The sequence below is a fragment of the Kitasatospora sp. NPDC038210 genome (assembly GCF_055600605.1).
Window position 1 is genome coordinate 72,214 of sequence record NZ_JBVJYK010000028.1, and the last position, 17,553, is coordinate 89,766.

14 protein-coding genes are annotated in these 17,553 nt (G+C 71.7%); 9 read left to right on the forward strand and 5 right to left on the reverse strand.

The features are described 5' to 3' along the window. The first annotated feature begins 606 nt into the window (after positions 1-606). The 6 genes from rpsB (at position 607) to rlmN (ending at position 6,851) form a co-directional block, all read left to right on the forward strand. The gene (rpsB, locus tag ACZ7KX_RS35975; protein WP_329929693.1) at positions 607-1,449 is read left to right on the forward strand and encodes a 30S ribosomal protein S2; all 843 of its coding nucleotides are present in this window, start codon (positions 607-609) and stop codon (positions 1,447-1,449) included. A gap of 129 nt (positions 1,450-1,578) precedes the next feature. Next, a complete protein-coding gene (gene tsf, locus ACZ7KX_RS35980) occupies positions 1,579-2,418 on the forward strand; it encodes a translation elongation factor Ts (RefSeq protein ID WP_470330172.1) in 840 nt (279 codons plus the stop codon). Positions 2,419-2,675: 257 nt separating this feature from the next. Beyond that, positions 2,676-3,440, forward strand: coding sequence for a UMP kinase (pyrH, locus tag ACZ7KX_RS35985; RefSeq protein WP_350524574.1), 765 nt, complete (start codon positions 2,676-2,678; stop codon positions 3,438-3,440). Between the two features lie 98 nt (positions 3,441-3,538). Then, complete coding sequence (frr, locus tag ACZ7KX_RS35990) at positions 3,539-4,096, forward strand: ribosome recycling factor (protein WP_350524573.1); 558 nt, start codon at positions 3,539-3,541, stop codon at positions 4,094-4,096. 287 nt (positions 4,097-4,383) lie between these two features. Beyond that, positions 4,384-5,676 carry a phosphatidate cytidylyltransferase gene (locus ACZ7KX_RS35995; protein WP_470330188.1) on the forward strand — a complete coding sequence of 431 codons (1,293 nt, stop codon included), beginning with the start codon at positions 4,384-4,386 and terminating at the stop codon, positions 5,674-5,676. Between the two features lie 74 nt (positions 5,677-5,750). Further along, positions 5,751-6,851, forward strand: a complete 1,101-nt coding sequence (gene rlmN, locus ACZ7KX_RS36000; RefSeq protein WP_350524572.1) for a dual-specificity RNA methyltransferase RlmN — start codon at positions 5,751-5,753, stop codon at positions 6,849-6,851. A gap of 72 nt (positions 6,852-6,923) precedes the next feature. On the opposite strand, the gene ACZ7KX_RS36005 is transcribed toward rlmN, so the two are convergent. The 4 genes from ACZ7KX_RS36005 to ACZ7KX_RS36020 all read right to left on the reverse strand — a co-directional run bounded on the left by ACZ7KX_RS36005 (position 6,924) and on the right by ACZ7KX_RS36020 (position 11,009). Next, the gene (locus ACZ7KX_RS36005) at positions 6,924-8,075 is read right to left on the reverse strand and encodes a hypothetical protein (protein ID WP_470330173.1); all 1,152 of its coding nucleotides are present in this window, start codon (positions 8,073-8,075) and stop codon (positions 6,924-6,926) included. Positions 8,076-8,102: 27 nt separating this feature from the next. Continuing rightward, entirely contained in the window at positions 8,103-8,858 is a 756-nt protein-coding gene (locus ACZ7KX_RS36010; RefSeq protein ID WP_470330174.1) for an ABC transporter ATP-binding protein, read from the reverse strand. A gap of 286 nt (positions 8,859-9,144) precedes the next feature. After that, a complete protein-coding gene (locus ACZ7KX_RS36015) occupies positions 9,145-10,539 on the reverse strand; it encodes an aspartate aminotransferase family protein (RefSeq protein ID WP_350524569.1) in 1,395 nt (464 codons plus the stop codon). Beyond that, complete coding sequence (locus tag ACZ7KX_RS36020; RefSeq protein WP_030306695.1) at positions 10,536-11,009, reverse strand: Lrp/AsnC family transcriptional regulator; 474 nt, start codon at positions 11,007-11,009, stop codon at positions 10,536-10,538. Before ACZ7KX_RS36020 ends, ACZ7KX_RS36015 begins: the two co-directional genes overlap by 4 nt. Before the next feature lie 250 nt (positions 11,010-11,259). Here ACZ7KX_RS36020 and ACZ7KX_RS36025 point away from each other — a divergent pair, with 250 nt between their 5' ends. The 3 genes from ACZ7KX_RS36025 (at position 11,260) to ACZ7KX_RS36035 (ending at position 15,563) form a co-directional block, all read left to right on the forward strand. Then, positions 11,260-12,753: a gamma-aminobutyraldehyde dehydrogenase gene (locus ACZ7KX_RS36025; RefSeq protein WP_470330175.1), complete on the forward strand. Its 1,494-nt coding sequence runs from the start codon at positions 11,260-11,262 to the stop codon at positions 12,751-12,753. 182 nt (positions 12,754-12,935) lie between these two features. After that, positions 12,936-14,294 carry an aminotransferase class III-fold pyridoxal phosphate-dependent enzyme gene (locus ACZ7KX_RS36030; protein ID WP_470330176.1) on the forward strand — a complete coding sequence of 453 codons (1,359 nt, stop codon included), beginning with the start codon at positions 12,936-12,938 and terminating at the stop codon, positions 14,292-14,294. A gap of 69 nt (positions 14,295-14,363) precedes the next feature. Continuing rightward, on the forward strand, positions 14,364-15,563 hold the full coding sequence (locus ACZ7KX_RS36035) for a polyamine ABC transporter substrate-binding protein (protein WP_470330177.1): 1,200 nt from the start codon (positions 14,364-14,366) through the stop codon (positions 15,561-15,563). Positions 15,564-15,594: 31 nt separating this feature from the next. Here the strand turns inward: ACZ7KX_RS36035 and ACZ7KX_RS36040 are convergent, their stop codons facing one another. Further along, complete coding sequence (locus ACZ7KX_RS36040) at positions 15,595-17,250, reverse strand: PucR family transcriptional regulator (RefSeq protein WP_470330178.1); 1,656 nt, start codon at positions 17,248-17,250, stop codon at positions 15,595-15,597. Positions 17,251-17,553: the final 303 nt, after the last annotated feature.

Below are 17,553 nucleotides of genomic sequence, written 5' to 3' on the forward strand. Positions count from 1 at the left end.
AACGCTCCCGCGACCGGCCGACGTCCCCCAAACGGGTGTACGAACCCCGCCATCCGGTGTACAGGCGGCATATCCGCGACGGGCCGCGGGCAGGCGGTCGACCGGCGGGCGGACTCGTCCCCGCGCCGCCGACTCAGCCGCCCACGCAGCAGCTGCCACCACCGCTGCCGGGACCGCCACCACCACGGCTGCGCCCTCCGCCGCCACCGCCACAGCACCGTCGTCACCGCCACCGCCGATACCGCCCGGCCCAGCCGCTCCCAGGCTCTTCCCAGTGCTCGGCGGGCCTCCGGCCGCTCGTGAAGTCGCCCGCCGCTCGGCGCTTCCCGTACACTTCACACGCGACCCGGTCCGCCGGGTCGACTTCGCACGCCCCGCCACCGGCGGTCGGACGCGGTTCTTCCGCAGCCCCGCCAGGTGCGAGTGCCGCTCGGTCCGCCGAGCCCGATCGGCCTCCGGCCGAGCGGGTCGGAGCGGCTCGGCACGTTCGGGGCGTCAGGCGTGGCTGTCACCTGGCCGCCACGGACAAACCGAGACTGACCCGGCTGCGGGCGATCGCTGAGACCAGCTGCCGCCGCCGGGCCGTAACACCTGAGGAGCACGGCAATGGCCGTCGTCACGATGCGGGAGCTGCTGGAGAGCGGCGTCCACTTCGGTCACCAGACCCGCCGCTGGAACCCGAAGATGAAGCGCTTCATCATCACCGAGCGCAACGGCATCTACATCATCGACCTCCTGCAGTCGCTGAACTACATCGACCGCGCCTTCGAGTTCATCAAGGAGACCGTTGCCCACGGCGGCAGCGTCCTCTTCGTCGGCACGAAGAAGCAGGCCCAGGAGGCCATCGCCGAGCAGGCCACCCGCGTGGGCATGCCCTACGTGAACCAGCGCTGGCTCGGCGGCATGCTGACCAACTTCTCGACCGTCTACAAGCGCCTGCAGCGCCTGAAGGAGCTCGGCGAGCTGGACTTCTCGGACGTGGCCGGCTCCGGCCTCACCAAGAAGGAGCTCCTGGTCCTCCAGCGCGAGCACGACAAGCTGGAGAAGACCCTCGGCGGTATCCGCGACATGCAGCGCGTTCCCAGCGCCGTCTGGATCGTGGACACCAAGAAGGAGCACATCGCGGTCGGCGAGGCCCGGAAGCTCAACATCCCGGTCGTCGCCATCCTCGACACCAACTGTGACCCGGACGAGGTCGACTACAAGATCCCGGGCAACGACGACGCCATCCGCTCCGTCACCCTGCTGACCCGCGTGATCGCCGACGCCGTGGCCGAGGGCCTGAAGTCCCGCGCCGGTGTCGCCAAGGGCGACGCCAAGGCCGAGCCGGGCGCCGACCAGCCGCTGGCCGACTGGGAGAAGGACCTCATCGAGGGCGAGAAGAAGGCCGAGGAGGCCCCCGCCGCCGCCGAGGCTCCGGCCGCCGAGGCTCCGGCCGAGCAGGCCTGACGTACCAAGGGTGAGGGGCACCCGCCGGTACGACGCCGGCAGGTGCCCCTCTCTCCCGCGCCGGGGCCGAACCATCGGTCCCGGCGCCACTCCACGCAGACACGCGAGACGCGAGAAGAGATTCACACCATGGCGAACTTCACCGCCGCGGACGTCAAGAAGCTCCGTGAGCTCACCGGCGCCGGCATGATGGACTGCAAGAAGGCCCTGGACGAGGCCGAGGGCAACGTCGAGAAGGCCGTCGAGCTCCTTCGCATCAAGGGCCAGAAGGGCGTTGCCAAGCGCGAGGGCCGTGACGCCTCCAACGGCGCCGTCGCCGCGCTGATCGCCGAGGACAAGAAGTCCGGCGTCCTGGTCGAGCTCAACTGCGAGACCGACTTCGTCGCCAAGGGTGACAACTTCGTCCAGGTCGCCGACGCGATCGCCGCCCACGTCGCCAAGACGGCCCCGGCCGACCTGGACGCCGCCCTGGCTTCCGAGATCGAGGCCGGCAAGACCGTCCAGCAGTTCGTGGACGAGGCCAACGCGACCCTGGGCGAGAAGATCGTCTTCCGTCGCTTCGCCCAGTTCGACGGTGACGGCTTCGTCGCGGTCTACCTGCACAAGACCAGCCCCGACCTTCCGCCGGCCGTCGGCGTCCTGGTCGAGCTGGACAAGGAGAACGCCGAGGTCGCCAAGGACGTCGCGCAGCACATCGCCGCCTTCGCGCCGAAGTACCTGTCCCGCGAGGAGATCCCGGCCGACGCGCTGGAGAACGAGCGCCGCGTCGCCGAGGCCACCGCTCGCGAGGAGGGCAAGCCGGAGGCCGCCCTGCCGAAGATCGTCGAGGGCCGCGTCACCGGCTTCGTCAAGGAGAACTCCGTCCTGGAGCAGGCCTTCGCGAAGGACAGCAAGAAGACCGTCGCCAAGGTCCTTGAGGAGAACGGCGTCGCCCTCAAGCGCTTCGCCCGCTTCCGCGTCGGCGCCTGAGCCACGTTCCACCGGGTTCCCGGCCCCCTTAGGCTGGGAATCGCCCCCGCCCGTTGACCAGGGCGGGACGCCGAACGGGCTCACCCAGCGCCATCCGCCCACGGGCGGGCTCGCGTCGGCACCATGAACGACGAGGAGGCCATTGCCGTGCAGGACACCGAACCGGTTCCCGCGGCAGTGGCCTCCTCGCGTGTACGCGCAGGCGGGGCATCCGCACACCCGCGCCTGTGACCAGTAGGTGCAAAAAGGAGAAGTCCATGCAGGAGACGCAGGAGACCGCGCAGGACCCCAAGGCCGGCACGAGCCGCCGGGTGCTGCTCAAGCTGTCCGGTGAAGCCTTCGCCGGTGGTGGCGGGCTCGGCGTCGACCCGGACGTCGTGCACGCGATCGCCCGGGAGATCGCCACGGTCGTCCGCGCCGGTACCGAGGTCGCGGTGGTCATCGGCGGCGGCAACTTCTTCCGGGGCGCCGAGCTGCAGGTCCGCGGCATGGACCGGGCCCGGTCCGACTACATGGGCATGCTCGGCACCGTCATGAACTGCCTGGCGCTGCAGGACTTCCTGGTCAAGGAGGGCATCGAGACCCGGGTCCAGACCGCCATCACCATGGGCCAGGTCGCCGAGCCGTACCTGCCGCTGCGCGCCGTCCGGCACCTGGAGAAGGGCCGCGTGGTGATCTTCGGCGCGGGTATGGGCATGCCCTACTTCTCCACCGACACCACGGCCGTCCAGCGCGCGCTGGAGATCCACGCCGACGTCCTGCTGATGGGCAAGAACGGCGTGGACGGCGTCTACGACTCCGACCCGCGGACCAACCCGGACGCGGTCAAGTTCGACGCGCTGGAGTACTCCGAGGTCATCGCGCGCGACCTCAAGGTCGCCGACCTCACCGCGATCACGCTGTGCAAGGACAACAACCTCCCGATGCTGGTCTTCGAACTGCTGGCGGAGGGCAATATCGCGCGTGCGGTGAAGAGTGAGAAGATCGGCACACTCATCAGCCAGGATTCTGTCCGGGCCTGAGCAGCAACCAGCCGTACGGGACGGTGCGGGAGCCGCGACCGGCCGCCGCTCCGACACCGGTCGGAACAACCGCAGATGAACCGGACAGGGAGACCACAGTGATCGAAGAGACCCTCCTCGAAGCCGAGGAGAAGATGGAGAAGGCCGTCGCCCACGCGAAGGACGACTTCGCGGCCATCCGCACCGGCCGTGCGCACCCGGCGATGTTCGCCAAGATCGTCGCCGAGTACTACGGCGCCAAGACGCCGATCAACCAGCTGGCCTCGTTCTCGGTGCCGGAGCCGCGGATGGCGGTCGTCTCGCCGTTCGACAAGACCGCGCTGAAGGCCATCGAGCAGGCGATCCGCGACTCCGACCTGGGTGTCAACCCGTCCAACGACGGTTCGATCATCCGCGTGGTGCTGCCGGAGCTCACCGAGGAGCGCCGCCGGGAGTTCATCAAGATCGCCCGCACCAAGGGCGAGGACGCCAAGGTCTCGATCCGTTCGGTGCGCCGCAAGGCCAAGGACGCCATCGACAAGCTGGTCAAGGACGGCGAGGTCGGCGAGGACGACGGCCGCCGTTCCGAGAAGGAGCTCGACGACACCACGGCCCGGTACGTGGCCCAGATCGACGAGCTGCTGAAGCACAAGGAATCCGAGCTGCTTGAGGTCTGATGAACGACGCCCCTGACGCCCCCGGCTACTGGGGCCCGTCCGACCAGCAGTTCCAGCCCTACCGCCCGGCGCCGCAGCCGCAGGCACCCCGTACCCCGGCCCACCCGGCGCCGGGGTACGGCGAGCAGCCCTCGGCGCCGGTCCGGGGACACCACCCCGACCACCCGGGCGGCCACGGCATGTCCCCGGGCGGGCCGGGTGCCGTCCCGGCGGACCAGGGCCTCCGTTCGGATCACTCGCAGCAGCCTCCGGTGTACTGGGGCGGTGACGCGGAGGAGACTCAGGTCATGCCTCCCGTACCGGCCGACCCCGGCCCGCTCCCGGGCGTGCCGGGCCTCGGCGGTCCGCCCGGCCACGGCCCGTCCGGCCACCGTCCGTCCGGCTACCGTCCGCCCGGCCACGGCCCGTCCGGCCACCGTCCGCCCGGTCGCGGTCCGGCTGCGGGTCGGCCCGACGCAGGTGGTCCGGTCGACCCCGCCGAGGGCCCGGCCCGGGAGGCCGGCCGGCTGAGCGGCCCGCTCTTCCGGGACGAGCAGCCCGGGACCCCGCCGTCCGGCGTGACGGAGACGGTCGTGCTGCGCGCGATATCCGACGACGCCGCCCCAGCCCCCGGCCACGGCACCCCGCCGTACCCGGGGGCTCCGGTGCATCCCGCGCCGCCGCCCAGCCACCCGGCGGCCGGGCAGCCCCACTTCGTGCCGTCGTCCCACCCAGGGCAGGAGACACCCGTGGCCGCCCAGCCCGACCCGCAGCCGCAGCCGCGCAAGCAGCGCGGAGGCCGTAACCTCCAGGCCGCCATAGGCGTCGGGGTCGGCCTCGGCGCGGTGATCGTCGCCTCGCTGTTCGTGGTGAAGGCGCTGTTCCTGGTCGTCGTGATGGCCGCCGTCGCGGTCGGCGTCTGGGAGCTGACCAGCCGGCTCGCCGAGCGCAAGGAGATCAAGGCGCCGCTGATCCCGCTGGTCGCGGGCGGCATCGCCATGGTCGCCACCGGCTACTGGTCCGGGATCCAGTGGGCCGCGGCCTCGCTCGCACTGACCGGGCTGGCAGTGATGGTCTGGCGGATGGCCGAGCCGCCCGAGAACTACCTGCGGGACATAACGGCAGGGGTGTTCACCGCCTTCTACGTGCCGTTCCTGGCCACCTTCGTGGCGATGATGCTGGCGGCCGACGACGGCCCCCAGCGGATCGTGCTCTTCCTGATCGTCACGATCTGCAGCGACACCGGCGCCTACGCCGTCGGCTACAAGTTCGGCCGGACCAAGCTGGCCCCGACGATCAGCCCCGGCAAGACCCGCGAGGGCCTGGCCGGCGGCATCGGCCTGTCGATGCTGGCCGGCGCGCTGCTGATGCAGCTGATCATCGACGGCGGCAGCTGGTGGCAGGGCCTGATCCTGGGCGGCTGCGCGGCGGTCACCGCGACCCTGGGAGACCTGGGCGAGTCGATGATCAAGCGCGACCTCGGGATCAAGGACATGGGCACGCTGCTGCCCGGCCACGGCGGCATCATGGACCGGCTGGACTCGCTCCTGCCGACCGCGCCGGTGGTCTGGCTGCTCCTGGCCGCCTTCGTCGGCACCTGATCCGCGCAGTGCCCGCGAGGGCCCCGGACGCCCGGCGTCCGGGGCCCTCGCGCGTCTGCGACACTGGAACAACCATGCCTAAGCCCGGAGAACTCACCTTTGTCGCGCCGCGCGGCGCCAAGCCCCCGCGACACCTCGCCGACCTGAGCCCCGCCGAGCGCAAGGAGGCCGTCGCCGAGCTGGGCGAGCAGCCGTTCCGCGCGAAGCAGCTGTCCAACCACTACTTCGGCCGGATGTCGAACGACCCGGCGGGCTGGACGGACATCCCTGCCGCCAGCCGGGAGAAGCTCACCGGGAGCCTGCTGCCCGAGCTGATGTCGGTGGTGCGGCACGTCTCGTGCGACGACGACGCGACCCGCAAGACGCTGTGGAAGCTGTTCGACGGCACGCTGGTGGAGTCCGTGCTGATGCGCTACCCGGACCGGGTCACCATGTGCATCAGCTCCCAGGCCGGCTGCGGCATGAACTGTCCGTTCTGCGCCACCGGCCAGGCCGGGCTGACCCGCAACCTCTCCACCGCCGAGATCGTCGAGCAGATCGCCGCCGGGATGCGCTCGCTGAAGACCGGCGAGATCCCGGGCGGCGAGGCGCGGCTGTCCAACGTCGTCTTCATGGGCATGGGCGAGCCGCTGGCGAACTACAACCGGGTGCTGGCCGCGATCCGCCGGCTGACCGACCCGGCGCCGGACGGCTTCGGCCTGTCCCAGCGCGGCATCACCGTCTCCACCGTCGGGCTCGTCCCGGCGATGCACCGCTTCGCCGACGAGGGCCTCAGCTGCCGCCTGGCGCTGTCGCTGCACGCCCCGGACGACGAGCTGCGCGACGAGCTGGTGCCGGTGAACACCCGGTGGAAGGTCGCCGAGGTGCTGGACGCGGCCTGGAACTACGCGGAGAAGTCCGGCCGCCGGATCTCCATCGAGTACGCGCTGATCAAGGACATCAACGACCAGGCCTGGCGGGCCGACCTGCTCGGCCGGCTGATCAAGAACCACCGGGTGCACGTCAATCTGATCCCGCTGAACCCGACCCCGGGCTCCAAGTGGACCGCCTCCCGGCCCGAGGACGAGCGCGAGTTCGTCCGGCGGCTGCAGTCGCACGGCGTGCCGACGACCGTCCGCGACACCCGCGGCCAGGAGATCGACGGCGCCTGCGGCCAGCTCGCCGCGGCCGGCTAGTCCGGCAGGACCGACCGCTCAAGGGCCCGTCCCCGACCCCCGCCCGTACGGCGGCGGGTTCGAGGGCGGGCCCTACCGCAGTCCGGCGGCCGCCAGGGCGGCGGTCGCGCCGCCGGTCAGCAGCAGCGTGGTGCCGGCCGCCAGGGTGCGCAGCGCGACCGCGCCGAACAGCAGCCGGGGTGAGGTGCCGAGGCGCAGCAGCGCTTCGGTGACGTCGCGGCGGTCGGTGCGGACCTCGGCCAGCCGGGAGACCACCGCGGCGGCCGCGCAGCCGAGCACCAGGCAGGCCTCGACGGCCGGCAGTGCGTCGGCGCTGTCGGGGGTGCCGATCCAGTAGCGGACGGTGGTGAGCACCAGCGCGACGGTGAGGGCGAGGACGGCCAGCGGCGCGCCGAGGCGCGGGGCCTGGGCGGTGAGCCCGCGTCCGGCGAGCAGTCGCAGTGGGGTGGGCCGGCCGACGGCCAGCAGCCGTCCGGCCCAGGCCAGCAGCGGTCCGGTGAGCAGGGCGAGGCCGAGCGCGCTCGCCGCCCAGCCGCCGAGGGCGGCGGTGCTGGTGCTGCCGAGCCCGGCGGGCAGGTGGACCGGGCGGCCGTCGGCGGCGGCGCCGGGGCGCAGGGCGATGAGTTCGAGCGCGGCGCCGATCACGACCAGCCCGATCGGCAGGGCGATCCGCCAGGCGCCGAACCCGCTGCGGCGGCGGGTGCGTCCGCCGGGCAGGTTCTCGGTGACGGGCACCGCGCAGGCGGCGGCGATCCCGGCGGTGACCGGGACCAGGGCGAGCAGGGTGACCGGCGCGGCGGCCGGCAGCGGCACGCCCATGCCGAGGTCGGGGGCGAGCGAGGGCCCGGCGATGTCGTTGCGCAGCACCAGGAAGACCAGCAGGGTGAGCACGCTGCCGAGGGTGCAGGCGAGGGCGACCTCGCCGGCGATCAGGGTGCGGATCCGGCGGGAGCCGGCCCCGGCGGCGGTGAGGCCGGCGATCCGCTCGGGGCGCCGGGCGGGCACGGCGCGGGCGGCGACGGCCGCGAACCACGCGACGGCGGCCAGCGGGGGCAGGCACCAGAGCAGCCGGACCAGCGGGTCGGCGCCGCCGAGCGGGGCGCTCATCGCGCGGCCGAGGGAGCGCAGCAGGAAGGCTGCGACCACGGCGGCGGCCAGCGCGGTGAGCAGCCAGCGGCCCAGGTCGGGCACCCGGTAGCCCCGGGCCAGACGGAGATAGAACACGTCGACTCTTTCAGCGGCTCGGCGTCGTCAGTGGCGGGTTGCCGTGACGGCGGTCGCTCCGGAGGCACCGGACGCGGCGGCGCCGCGCGGGACGGGGGTGGCGGGGGCGGTGAGCCGTCCGTCGACGAGGGCGACGGAGCGGTCCGCGAACCGGACGAGCTCGGGGTCGTGGGTGGCGAGGACGAGGGTGAGCTGGTGCGAGCGGGACGCGCTGGTCAGTATCCGCATGACCTGGTCGGCGGCCTCGCGGTGCAGCGGGGCGGTGGGGTCGTCGGCGAAGACCACGGGCGGCAGCGGGGCCAGGGCGCGGGCGACGGCGACCCGCTGGCGCTGACTCTGGACCAGCCGCTCGGGGCGCTGCCCGGCGAAGTCGCCGACGTCGAGGCGCTCCAGCCACTCGTCGGCGGCGGTGTAGGCGGCCTTGTTGCCGGCTCCGGCGAGCAGCAGTGGCAGGGCGACGTTCTCCCGGGCGGTCAGCTCGGGGACCAGGTGCGGTTCGGAGCCGACGAAGCCGAAGCGGTCGCGGCGCAGCCGTTCGCGGCCGGACCGGGCGAGGGTGTGCACGGGGGCGCTGTTGAACCAGACCTCGCCCTCGTCGACCGGGAGTTGGGCGGAGAGGCAGCCCAGCAGGGTGCTCTTCCCGGAGCCGCGCGGGCCGGTGACGGCGAGCACCTCGCCCTCGCGGACGCCGATCGAGATACCGCGCAGGGCGGGGGTGCCGTGATGGGACTTGACGATCCCTCGGGCCCACAGCACGTCGTTGTCAGGCGGTGCCGCTGACATCAGGTTCCATCCTGGGTGGCCGCAGGGATATGACAGTCGTCAGATTAGAACGACAGGGGCGGGCCGCGGTTGCGGCGCACTGGTCCATCACGGGCAAATCACCCGCATTCAGGCATGTTTGGTCGTACGACTGTGATGTTCCGGTTGCGGAACGCCGAAGTTTGCGGAACGCGGAGGGTGCGGAACGCCCACGAGCGCGAAGCCGGTGAGCGCGGAACGCCGAAGGGCGGCCCCGCGGGGAGCGGGACCGCCCTTCGGCGGAGGGTGGGGAAGAGGGCTCAGGGGATCAGAGCTTCGCCCACGCGTCGGTGAGGCTGGTCCGCAGGATCTGCTCGATCTCGTCGAAGGTCGACTGGTCGGAGATCAGCGGCGGGGCCAGCTGGACGACCGGGTCGCCACGGTCGTCGGCGCGGCAGTACAGGCCGTTGTCGAAGAGGGCCTTCGAGAGGAAGCCGTAGAGCACGCGCTCGGTCTCCTCGTCGTTGAAGGTCTCCTTGGTGACCTTGTCCTTCACGAGCTCGATGCCGTAGAAGTAGCCGTTGCCGCGGACGTCGCCGACGATCGGCAGGTCGCGCAGCTTGCTGAGGGTGCCCAGGAAGCGCGACTCGTTGTCGAGCACGTGCTGGTTGAGGCCCTCGCGCTCGAAGATGTCGAGGTTGGCGAGCGCCACGGCCGAGGAGACCGGGTGGCCGGCGAAGGTGTAGCCGTGCAGGAAGGTGTTGTCACCCTTGTAGAACGGCTCGGCGATGCGGTCCGAGATGATCGTGGCGCCGATCGGGGAGTAGCCCGAGGTCATGCCCTTGGCGCAGGTGATCATGTCCGGCACGTAGCCGAACTTGTCGGCGCCGAACATGGTGCCGAGACGGCCGAAGGCGCAGATGACCTCGTCCGAGACCAGCAGCACGTCGTGGCGGTCGCAGATCTCGCGCAGGCGCTGGAAGTAGCCGGGCGGCGGCGGGAAGCAGCCACCGGCGTTCTGCACCGGCTCGACGAAGACGGCGGCGACGGTCTCGGGGCCCTCGAAGAGGATGGCCTCCTCGACCTGGTCGGCGCACCAGCGGCCGTAGGCCTCGGGGTCGACGGTGCCGTCGGGGCCCTCCAGGTACTGCGGGGCGCGGTAGATGTTGGTGTTCGGGGCCTTGTGGGTGCCCGGCACCAGCGGCTCGAACGGGGCCTTCAGGCCCGGCAGGCCGGTGATCGACAGCGCGCCCTGCGGGGTGCCGTGGTAGGCGATGGCGCGGGAGATGACCTTGTACTTGGTCGGCTTGCCGATCAGCTTGAAGTACTGCTTGGCGAGCTTCCAGGCGGTCTCGACGGCCTCGCCGCCGCCGGTGGAGAAGAAGACCTTGTTCAGGTCGCCCGGGGCGTAGTTGGCCAGGCGCTCGGCCAGCTCGACGGCCTTGGGGTGCGCGTAGCTCCAGATCGGGAAGAACGCGAGTTCCTTGGCCTGCTTGGCGGCGACCTCGGCGAGCTCGGTGCGGCCGTGACCGGCCTGCACGACGAACAGGCCGGCCAGGCCGTCGATGTACTTCCGGCCCTTGTCGTCCCAGATGTAGGTGCCCTCGCCCTTGACGATCGTCGGCACGGGGGAGTTCTCGTACGACGACATGCGGGTGAAGTGCATCCACAGGTGGTCGTAGGCGGTCTTGGAAAGGTCCTTCTGCGCCGGGTCGGCTGTCATCGGGTGCCCCAGGTGTAGGTCTGTTTCCGGAGCTTCAGGTAAACGAAGCTCTCGGTGCTCCGCACGCCGGGAAGCGCGCGGATGCGCTTGTTGATCATTTCGAGCAGGTGCTCGTCGTCCTCGCAGACCAGTTCGGCCAGGAGGTCGAACGAGCCTGCGGTGCAGACCACGTAGTCGACCTCGTCGAGGGCGGCCAGCGCGTCGGCGACGGGCTCGATGTCACCCTCGACCCGGATCCCGACCATCGCCTGGCGGGTGAAGCCGACGGTGAGCGGGTCCGTGACGGCGACGATCTGCATCACGCCCTGGTCGAGCAGCTTCTGGACGCGCTGCCGCACGGCCGCCTCGGACAGGCCGACGGCCTTGCCGATGGCGGCGTACGGGCGTCGCCCGTCCTCCTGGAGCTGCTCGATGATCGCCTTGGAGGCGGCGTCGAGGGGAACGCTGGCGTTCCGGTCGCGGTTGGCCACGCGGCCACTGTGCCCGATCGGGCCCGCGTTCGCAAGCGTGGAAACTGCTGATTTCGTTGTGATCTTGGAAAACGCATACGGATTTCATCGCTCCCGCGCGTTCCACCTGTCGATAACGGCAGTCGTGCGGCTACCCTGGCACGGTACGCGCGCGGCCCTGCGAGGTGCCGCGCGTACCGCCACCAGTGGACCGCGCCCTTTCGGGGCCGGCCACTCGGCACCCTTCGTACGTCGGATCCGCCGACGTACCATGGCGCCGGAATCTGCAAAGCCGCAGGCCCAGACCGAGGAGAGATCCGTGAGCGACCTTCGCACGCTGCGCAACTACATCAACGGTGAGTTCGTCGACGCGGCTGACGGCCGCACGCTCGACATCGTGGACCCGACCACCGGCGAGGTGTACGCGACGTCGCCGCTGTCCGGCGCCGCGGACGTGGACGCCGCCATGGCCTCCGCCGCCGCCGCGTTCCCGATCTGGCGCGATGCCACCCCGAGCACCCGGCAGAAGCTGCTGCTCAAGATCGCCGACGCCGTCGAGGCCCGGGCCGACGAGATCGTCGACGCCGAGGTGCGCAACACCGGCAAGCCCCGCGCGCTGACCCTCTCCGAGGAGATCGGCCCGATGGTGGACCAGATCCGCTTCTTCGCCGGCGCCGCCCGCCTGCTGGAGGGCAAGGCCGCCGGTGAGTACATGGACGGGATGACCTCGATCGTCCGCCGCGAGCCGGTCGGCGTCTGCGCCCAGGTCGCACCGTGGAACTACCCGATGATGATGGCCGTCTGGAAGTTCGCCCCGGCCCTCGCCGCGGGCAACGCCGTCGTCCTGAAGCCCTCGGACACCACCCCGGCCTCCACCGTGCTGCTGGCCGAGATCATCGGCGGCATCCTCAAGGAGCTGGACCTGCCGGCCGGCGTCTTCAACGTCATCTGCGGCGACCGCGAGACCGGCAAGCTCATGGTCGAGCACAAGACCCCGGCGATGGCCTCCATCACCGGCTCCGTCCGGGCCGGCATCCAGGTCGCCGAGTCGGCCTCCAAGGACGTCAAGCGCGTCCACCTGGAGCTGGGCGGCAAGGCCCCGGTCGTGGTCTTCGAGGACGCCGACATCGCCGAGGCCGTCGAGGGCATCTCCGTGGCGGGCTACTTCAACGCCGGCCAGGACTGCACCGCCGCCACCCGCGTGCTGGTGCACGAGTCGATCCACGACGCCTTCGTCGAGGCGCTGGCCAAGGCCGCGGCCGAGACCAAGACCGGTGGCGTGGACGACGAGGACGTGCTGTACGGCCCGCTGAACAACGCCAACCAGCTGCAGCAGGTCACCGGCTTCATCGAGCGGCTGCCGGCCCACGCCAAGGTCGAGGCCGGTGGCCACCGGGTCGGCGACAAGGGCTACTTCTACGCCCCGACCGTCGTCTCCGGCCTGAACCAGGACGACGAGATCGTCCAGAACGAGGTCTTCGGCCCGGTCATCACCGTGCAGAAGTTCACCGACGAGGACCAGGCCGTCGAGTACGCCAACGGCGTCGAGTACGCGCTGGCCTCCTCGGTGTGGACCAAGGACCACGCCCGCGCCATGCGGATGTCGCGCCGCCTGGACTTCGGCTGCGTCTGGATCAACACCCACATCCCGCTGGTCGCCGAGATGCCGCACGGCGGTTTCAAGAAGTCCGGCTACGGCAAGGACCTGTCGTCCTACGGCTTCGAGGACTACACCCGCGTGAAGCACGTCATGACCGCGATCTAGCGGGTCGTGACCGTCGGGGCGGTATGACCGCCATCTGATGTAGCGATCAACGGTCGAAATGACAACGGGCCCGGGGCTTTCCGCCCCGGGCCCGGTGTCTTTGCACCCTGTCGACCGATCGCGCGACCGGCTGACAAGATGGAACTGCACTTCGCCGGTGGTCGGCCCTAGCCTTACCAAGCATGAGCATCCCCACCGCTGACTCAGCCGCCGGCCAGGCCGTCAAGGCCGCCGACCGCGCGCACGTCTTCCACTCGTGGTCCGCCCAGGCGCTGATCGACCCCCTCGCGGTGGCCGGCGCCGAGGGCTCGTACTTCTGGGACTACGACGGCAACCGCTACCTCGACTTCTCCTCCCAGCTGGTGAACACCAACATCGGCCACCAGCACCCGAAGGTGGTCGCCGCGATCCAGGAGCAGGCGGCGAAGCTCTGCACCATCGCACCCGGCTTCGCGGTCGAGTCGCGCAGCGAGGCCGCCCGGCTGATCGCCGAGCGCACCCCGGGCGACCTGGACAAGGTCTTCTTCACCAACGGCGGCGCCGAGGCCAACGAGAACGCGATCCGGCTGGCCCGGCTGCACACCGGCCGGCAGAAGGTGCTCTCCACCTACCGCTCGTACCACGGCGCCACCGCCAACGCGATCGCCCTCACCGGCGACCCGCGGCGATGGGCCAACGAGACCGGCGTCTCCGGCGTGGTGCACTTCTGGGGCCCGTACGCCTACCGCTCCAACTTCCACGCCGAGAACGAGGCGCAGGAGTGCGAGCGCGCGCTGCGGCACCTGGAGGAGGTGATCGCGTTCGAGGGGCCGGGCACCGTCGCGGCGGTCATCCTGGAGACCGTGGTCGGCACCGCGGGCATCCTCGTCCCGCCGCCGGGCTACCTGGCCGGGGTGCGGGAGATCTGCGACCGCCACGGCATCGTGTTCATCCTCGACGAGGTGATGGCGGGCTTCGGCCGCACCGGCGAGTGGTTCGCCGCCGACCACTGGGGCGTCACCCCGGACCTGCTCACCTTCGCCAAGGGCGTCAACTCCGGCTACGTGCCGCTCGGCGGCGTGGCGATCAGCGCCGAGATCGCGGCCACCTTCGCCGAGCGGGCGTTCCCCGGCGGGCTCACCTACTCCGGCCACCCGCTGGCCTGCGCCTCCGCGGTGGCGACCATCAACACGATGGCGGAGGAGGGCATCGTCGAGAACGCCAAGCACATCGGCGAGAACGTGCTCGGCCCCGGTCTGCGCGAGCTGGCCGAGCGGCACCCGTCGATCGGCGAGGTCCGCGGCCTCGGCGTGTTCTGGGCGCTCGACCTCGTGAAGGACCGGGAGACCCGCGAGCCGCTGGTGCCCTACAACGCCGCGGGCGCCGCGAACGCGCCGATGGCCGAGCTGGCCGCCGCCTGCAAGCAGCGCGGGCTCTGGCCGTTCGTCAACATGAACCGCTTCCACGTCGTCCCGCCTTGCACCGTCACCGAGGAGGAGGCCAAGACCGGCCTCGCGGTGCTGGACGAGGTGCTGTCGCTCACCGACGCGCACACTGTCTGACGTTCCTACCAGGACGGCCCCGGCACCCGTGTGCGTGCCGGGGCCGTCCCACGCTCCGGAAGGCCGCTCATGCCCAGCACCACCCTGACCCGCCGCTCGTCCGACTCCCGTCCAGTGCGCCGACGTTCCGTGCTCGGCGGGGTCGCGCTGCTCGGTGCCGGCACGCTGACCGGCTGCGGGATCCCGTCCGCGTACGTCGCCGAGGAACGCCGCTCCGCGCCGGACCGGTCGGACAGCGACCGGCGGCTCGCCTTCTCCAACTGGACGCAGTACATCGACACCGACGACCAGGGCGGGCGGCCGACCCTGGAGGCCTTCACCGAGAGGACCGGGATCGAGGTCACCTACACCGAGGACATCAACGACAACGACGAGTTCTTCGGCAAGATCAGCCCGGTGCTCACCCAGGGCGCCGACCCCGGCCGGGACCTCATGGTGGTCAGTGACTGGATGGCCGGGCGGTACGTCTCGCTGGGCTGGGTGCAGGCCATGGACCGGGCGAACCTGCCCAACGTCACCGCCAACCTCGACCCGCAGCTCGCGAACCCGGCCTTCGACCCCGGGCGCCGGCGCAGCGTGCCGTGGCAGTCCGGGATCACCGGCATCGCCTACAACCGCAAGGCGCTCGGCCGGGAGATCAAGTCCACCGCGGACCTGTGGGCGCCCGACCTCAAGGGCCGGGTCACGCTGTTCGCCGGGCTGGACGAGGCGCTCGGGCTGCTGATGCTCTCCCAGGGCGCGGACATCTCGGCGTTCGACGACGACGACGCGAACAAGGCGATGGACCTGGTGCAGAGGATGGTCGACAGCAGCCACATCCGCCGCTTCACCGGCAACGACTACACCAGCGACCTCGCCTCCGGAGCGGCGCTCGCCTGCCAGGCCTACTCCGGCGACGCGGTCCAACTCACCGCCGAGAACCCGGACATCGAGTTCGTGGTGCCGGAGGAGGGCGGCGAGCTGTGGGCGGAGAGCCTGATGATCCCCAACCGCGCCACCCACAAGCGCAACGCCGAACTGCTGGTCGACCACTACTACCGGCCCGAAGTGGCCGCCGAGCTCGCCGCGTTCGTCCAGTACATCTGCCCGGTGCCGGCCGCCCGCGAGGTGCTGGCGGCCAGCGGCGACAAGGAGAAGGCCGAACTCGCCGAGAACCCGCTGGTCTTCCCGACCGAGGAGATGCGCGCCCGGCTGCGCACCATGCGCGACGTCGCCTCGGCCGAGCGGCCCGCGCTGCACAAGGTCTGGGGGCGCATCACCGGGGTGTGAGGCCGCACCACCGGGTGCGAGGGGCGGGGCGCTAGCGCCGCACGGCGTCCAGGGCGAGCAGCGCGACGTGCAGGGAGAGGCAGGACTCGACCTGGTCGAGGTCGACGCCGAGGATCCGCTCGACCTTGTGCAGCCGGTCGTAGAAGGACGGCCGGGACAGGTGCGCGGCGTCCGCCGCGGCCGACTTGTTCCGGCCCTGCTCCAGGTAGATCCGCAGCATCTGGACCAACTGGCCGTTGTGTTCGGCGTCGTGGGCCAGCAGCGGCCCCAGTTCCCGCTCCACGTAGGTCTGCAGCCGGGCGTCGTCGCGCAGCAGGTGGAGCAGGCCGCGCAGCCGGACGTCCGGGAGCCGGTAGTAGGAGGAGGTGCGGCCGCCGCCGGGCACGTCGTGCAGGGCGGCGTCGGCGACCTGGGTGGCTTCCAGCAGGGTGCGCCGGGCGTCGCGGACCGAGCCGACGGAGGAGCCGACCGCGACCACCGGGCCCGCCGGGTCGGTGCCCTCGCGGCCGGCCTCGGCCGACATCCGGCGCAGCGCGGCCGAGAAGGAGTCCAGCGCGGCGTGCTCGTCCTGCTGGGCGCCGAGCGAGATCAGCAGGCCGACGGCCTCGTCGTCCAGTGCGCCGACCAGCGCGGAGAGCCGGCAGGACCGGACCGCGCCCGCGGCCAGCTCGGTGAAGTCGCGCAGCCGGGCCTGCGCCTCCAGCGCGGCCGGGATCGGCCCGCGGCGCTGCCGCAGCACCACGCCGACCAGCCGCCGGCCCTCCAGCGGGACGCCGAGCGCCTGGGCGCGCAGCGCCGCTTCGGAGACGGTCAGCGCGTGGGTGAGGATGCCGGAGAGCAGGGTGCGGTGGGTCTGCCGCTCCAGGCTCTCCCGGTCGCGGACCACCAGCCGGTTGAGCGCCAGCGCGGAGGCGCCGCGCTCCAGCAGCATGCTGTGCGGGTGGGCCTCGCCCTCGGGCAGCGGGCCGGGTTCCTGCACCAGCACCAGCCGGCCCCAGTCCTGGCCGCGGGCGCCGACGGTGGTGACCAGCCAGCCGCTGCGCGGGTCGTGGCCGGTGCGGCCGGGCGGACGGACCCCGCGCGAGCGGCGCTCCCAGTCCTCCAGCACCTCGGCCTCCGGGCGTCCGGCGGCGTCGTGGGCGAGCACCTGGTGGGCGAGGTTCTCCAGGACGACCGGCCCGCCCGCCATCCGGGCGACCTGCCGGATCACCTCGGGCGGCTCGGCGCCCTCCACCACCAGCTCGTTGAACACCTGGTGGACGGACTCGGAGATGCGCAGCTGCTCCAGCTGGGCGTTGACCACCAGGGCGTGCACGGCCTCGGTGACGGCGACGAAGCGCAGCTCGCGGCGGAGCGTGATCAGCGGCAGTCCGCGCTGCTCGGCGGCGTTCACCAGGGCGCGGGGGAGGGCGTCGAAGTAACGCCGCCCGTACTCGACGACCAGGCCGGCCACCCCGACCTCGTCCAGCTCGCGGACGTAGCGGGCCAGGCCCTCGCGGTCCTCGGGCAGTGCGATGCCGGTGGTCAGCACCAGCTCGCCGCCCCGGAGCATCCCGGCGACGTCGGGCAGTTCGCTCACGTGGACCCAGCGGACCGGGCGCTCCAGGTGGTCGGCGCCGGCCACGACCTGGGGCAGGCCGCGCCGCATCACCTCCAGGTCGAGTACGCGGGCGACGGTGGGGAGCATCGCGGGCCTCCATGTGCAGGGCGGGGGCTGGAGTGGGGCGGGCGTCGGCGGGGGCGGTCAGAGTGTCAGGTGAATCATCCATCCCCGAGACGACCTGTCGCCCTGCCCGGACCCTTGCACCCTGTAAGGCCCTTCGTGCCGAGATTGTCGCAGTGACCCTTGTCACGCCCCGGCGGCACCGGGCATGGTCAGCGGGTCGGCTGTGGCGGAAAACCGACCCCACGGCGGAATCCGTCGCAGTGACCGGAACGCAACCGTGGAATCCCTTGTCCGGACGTGTCCGGACTGCCAGGATCGCGCAAC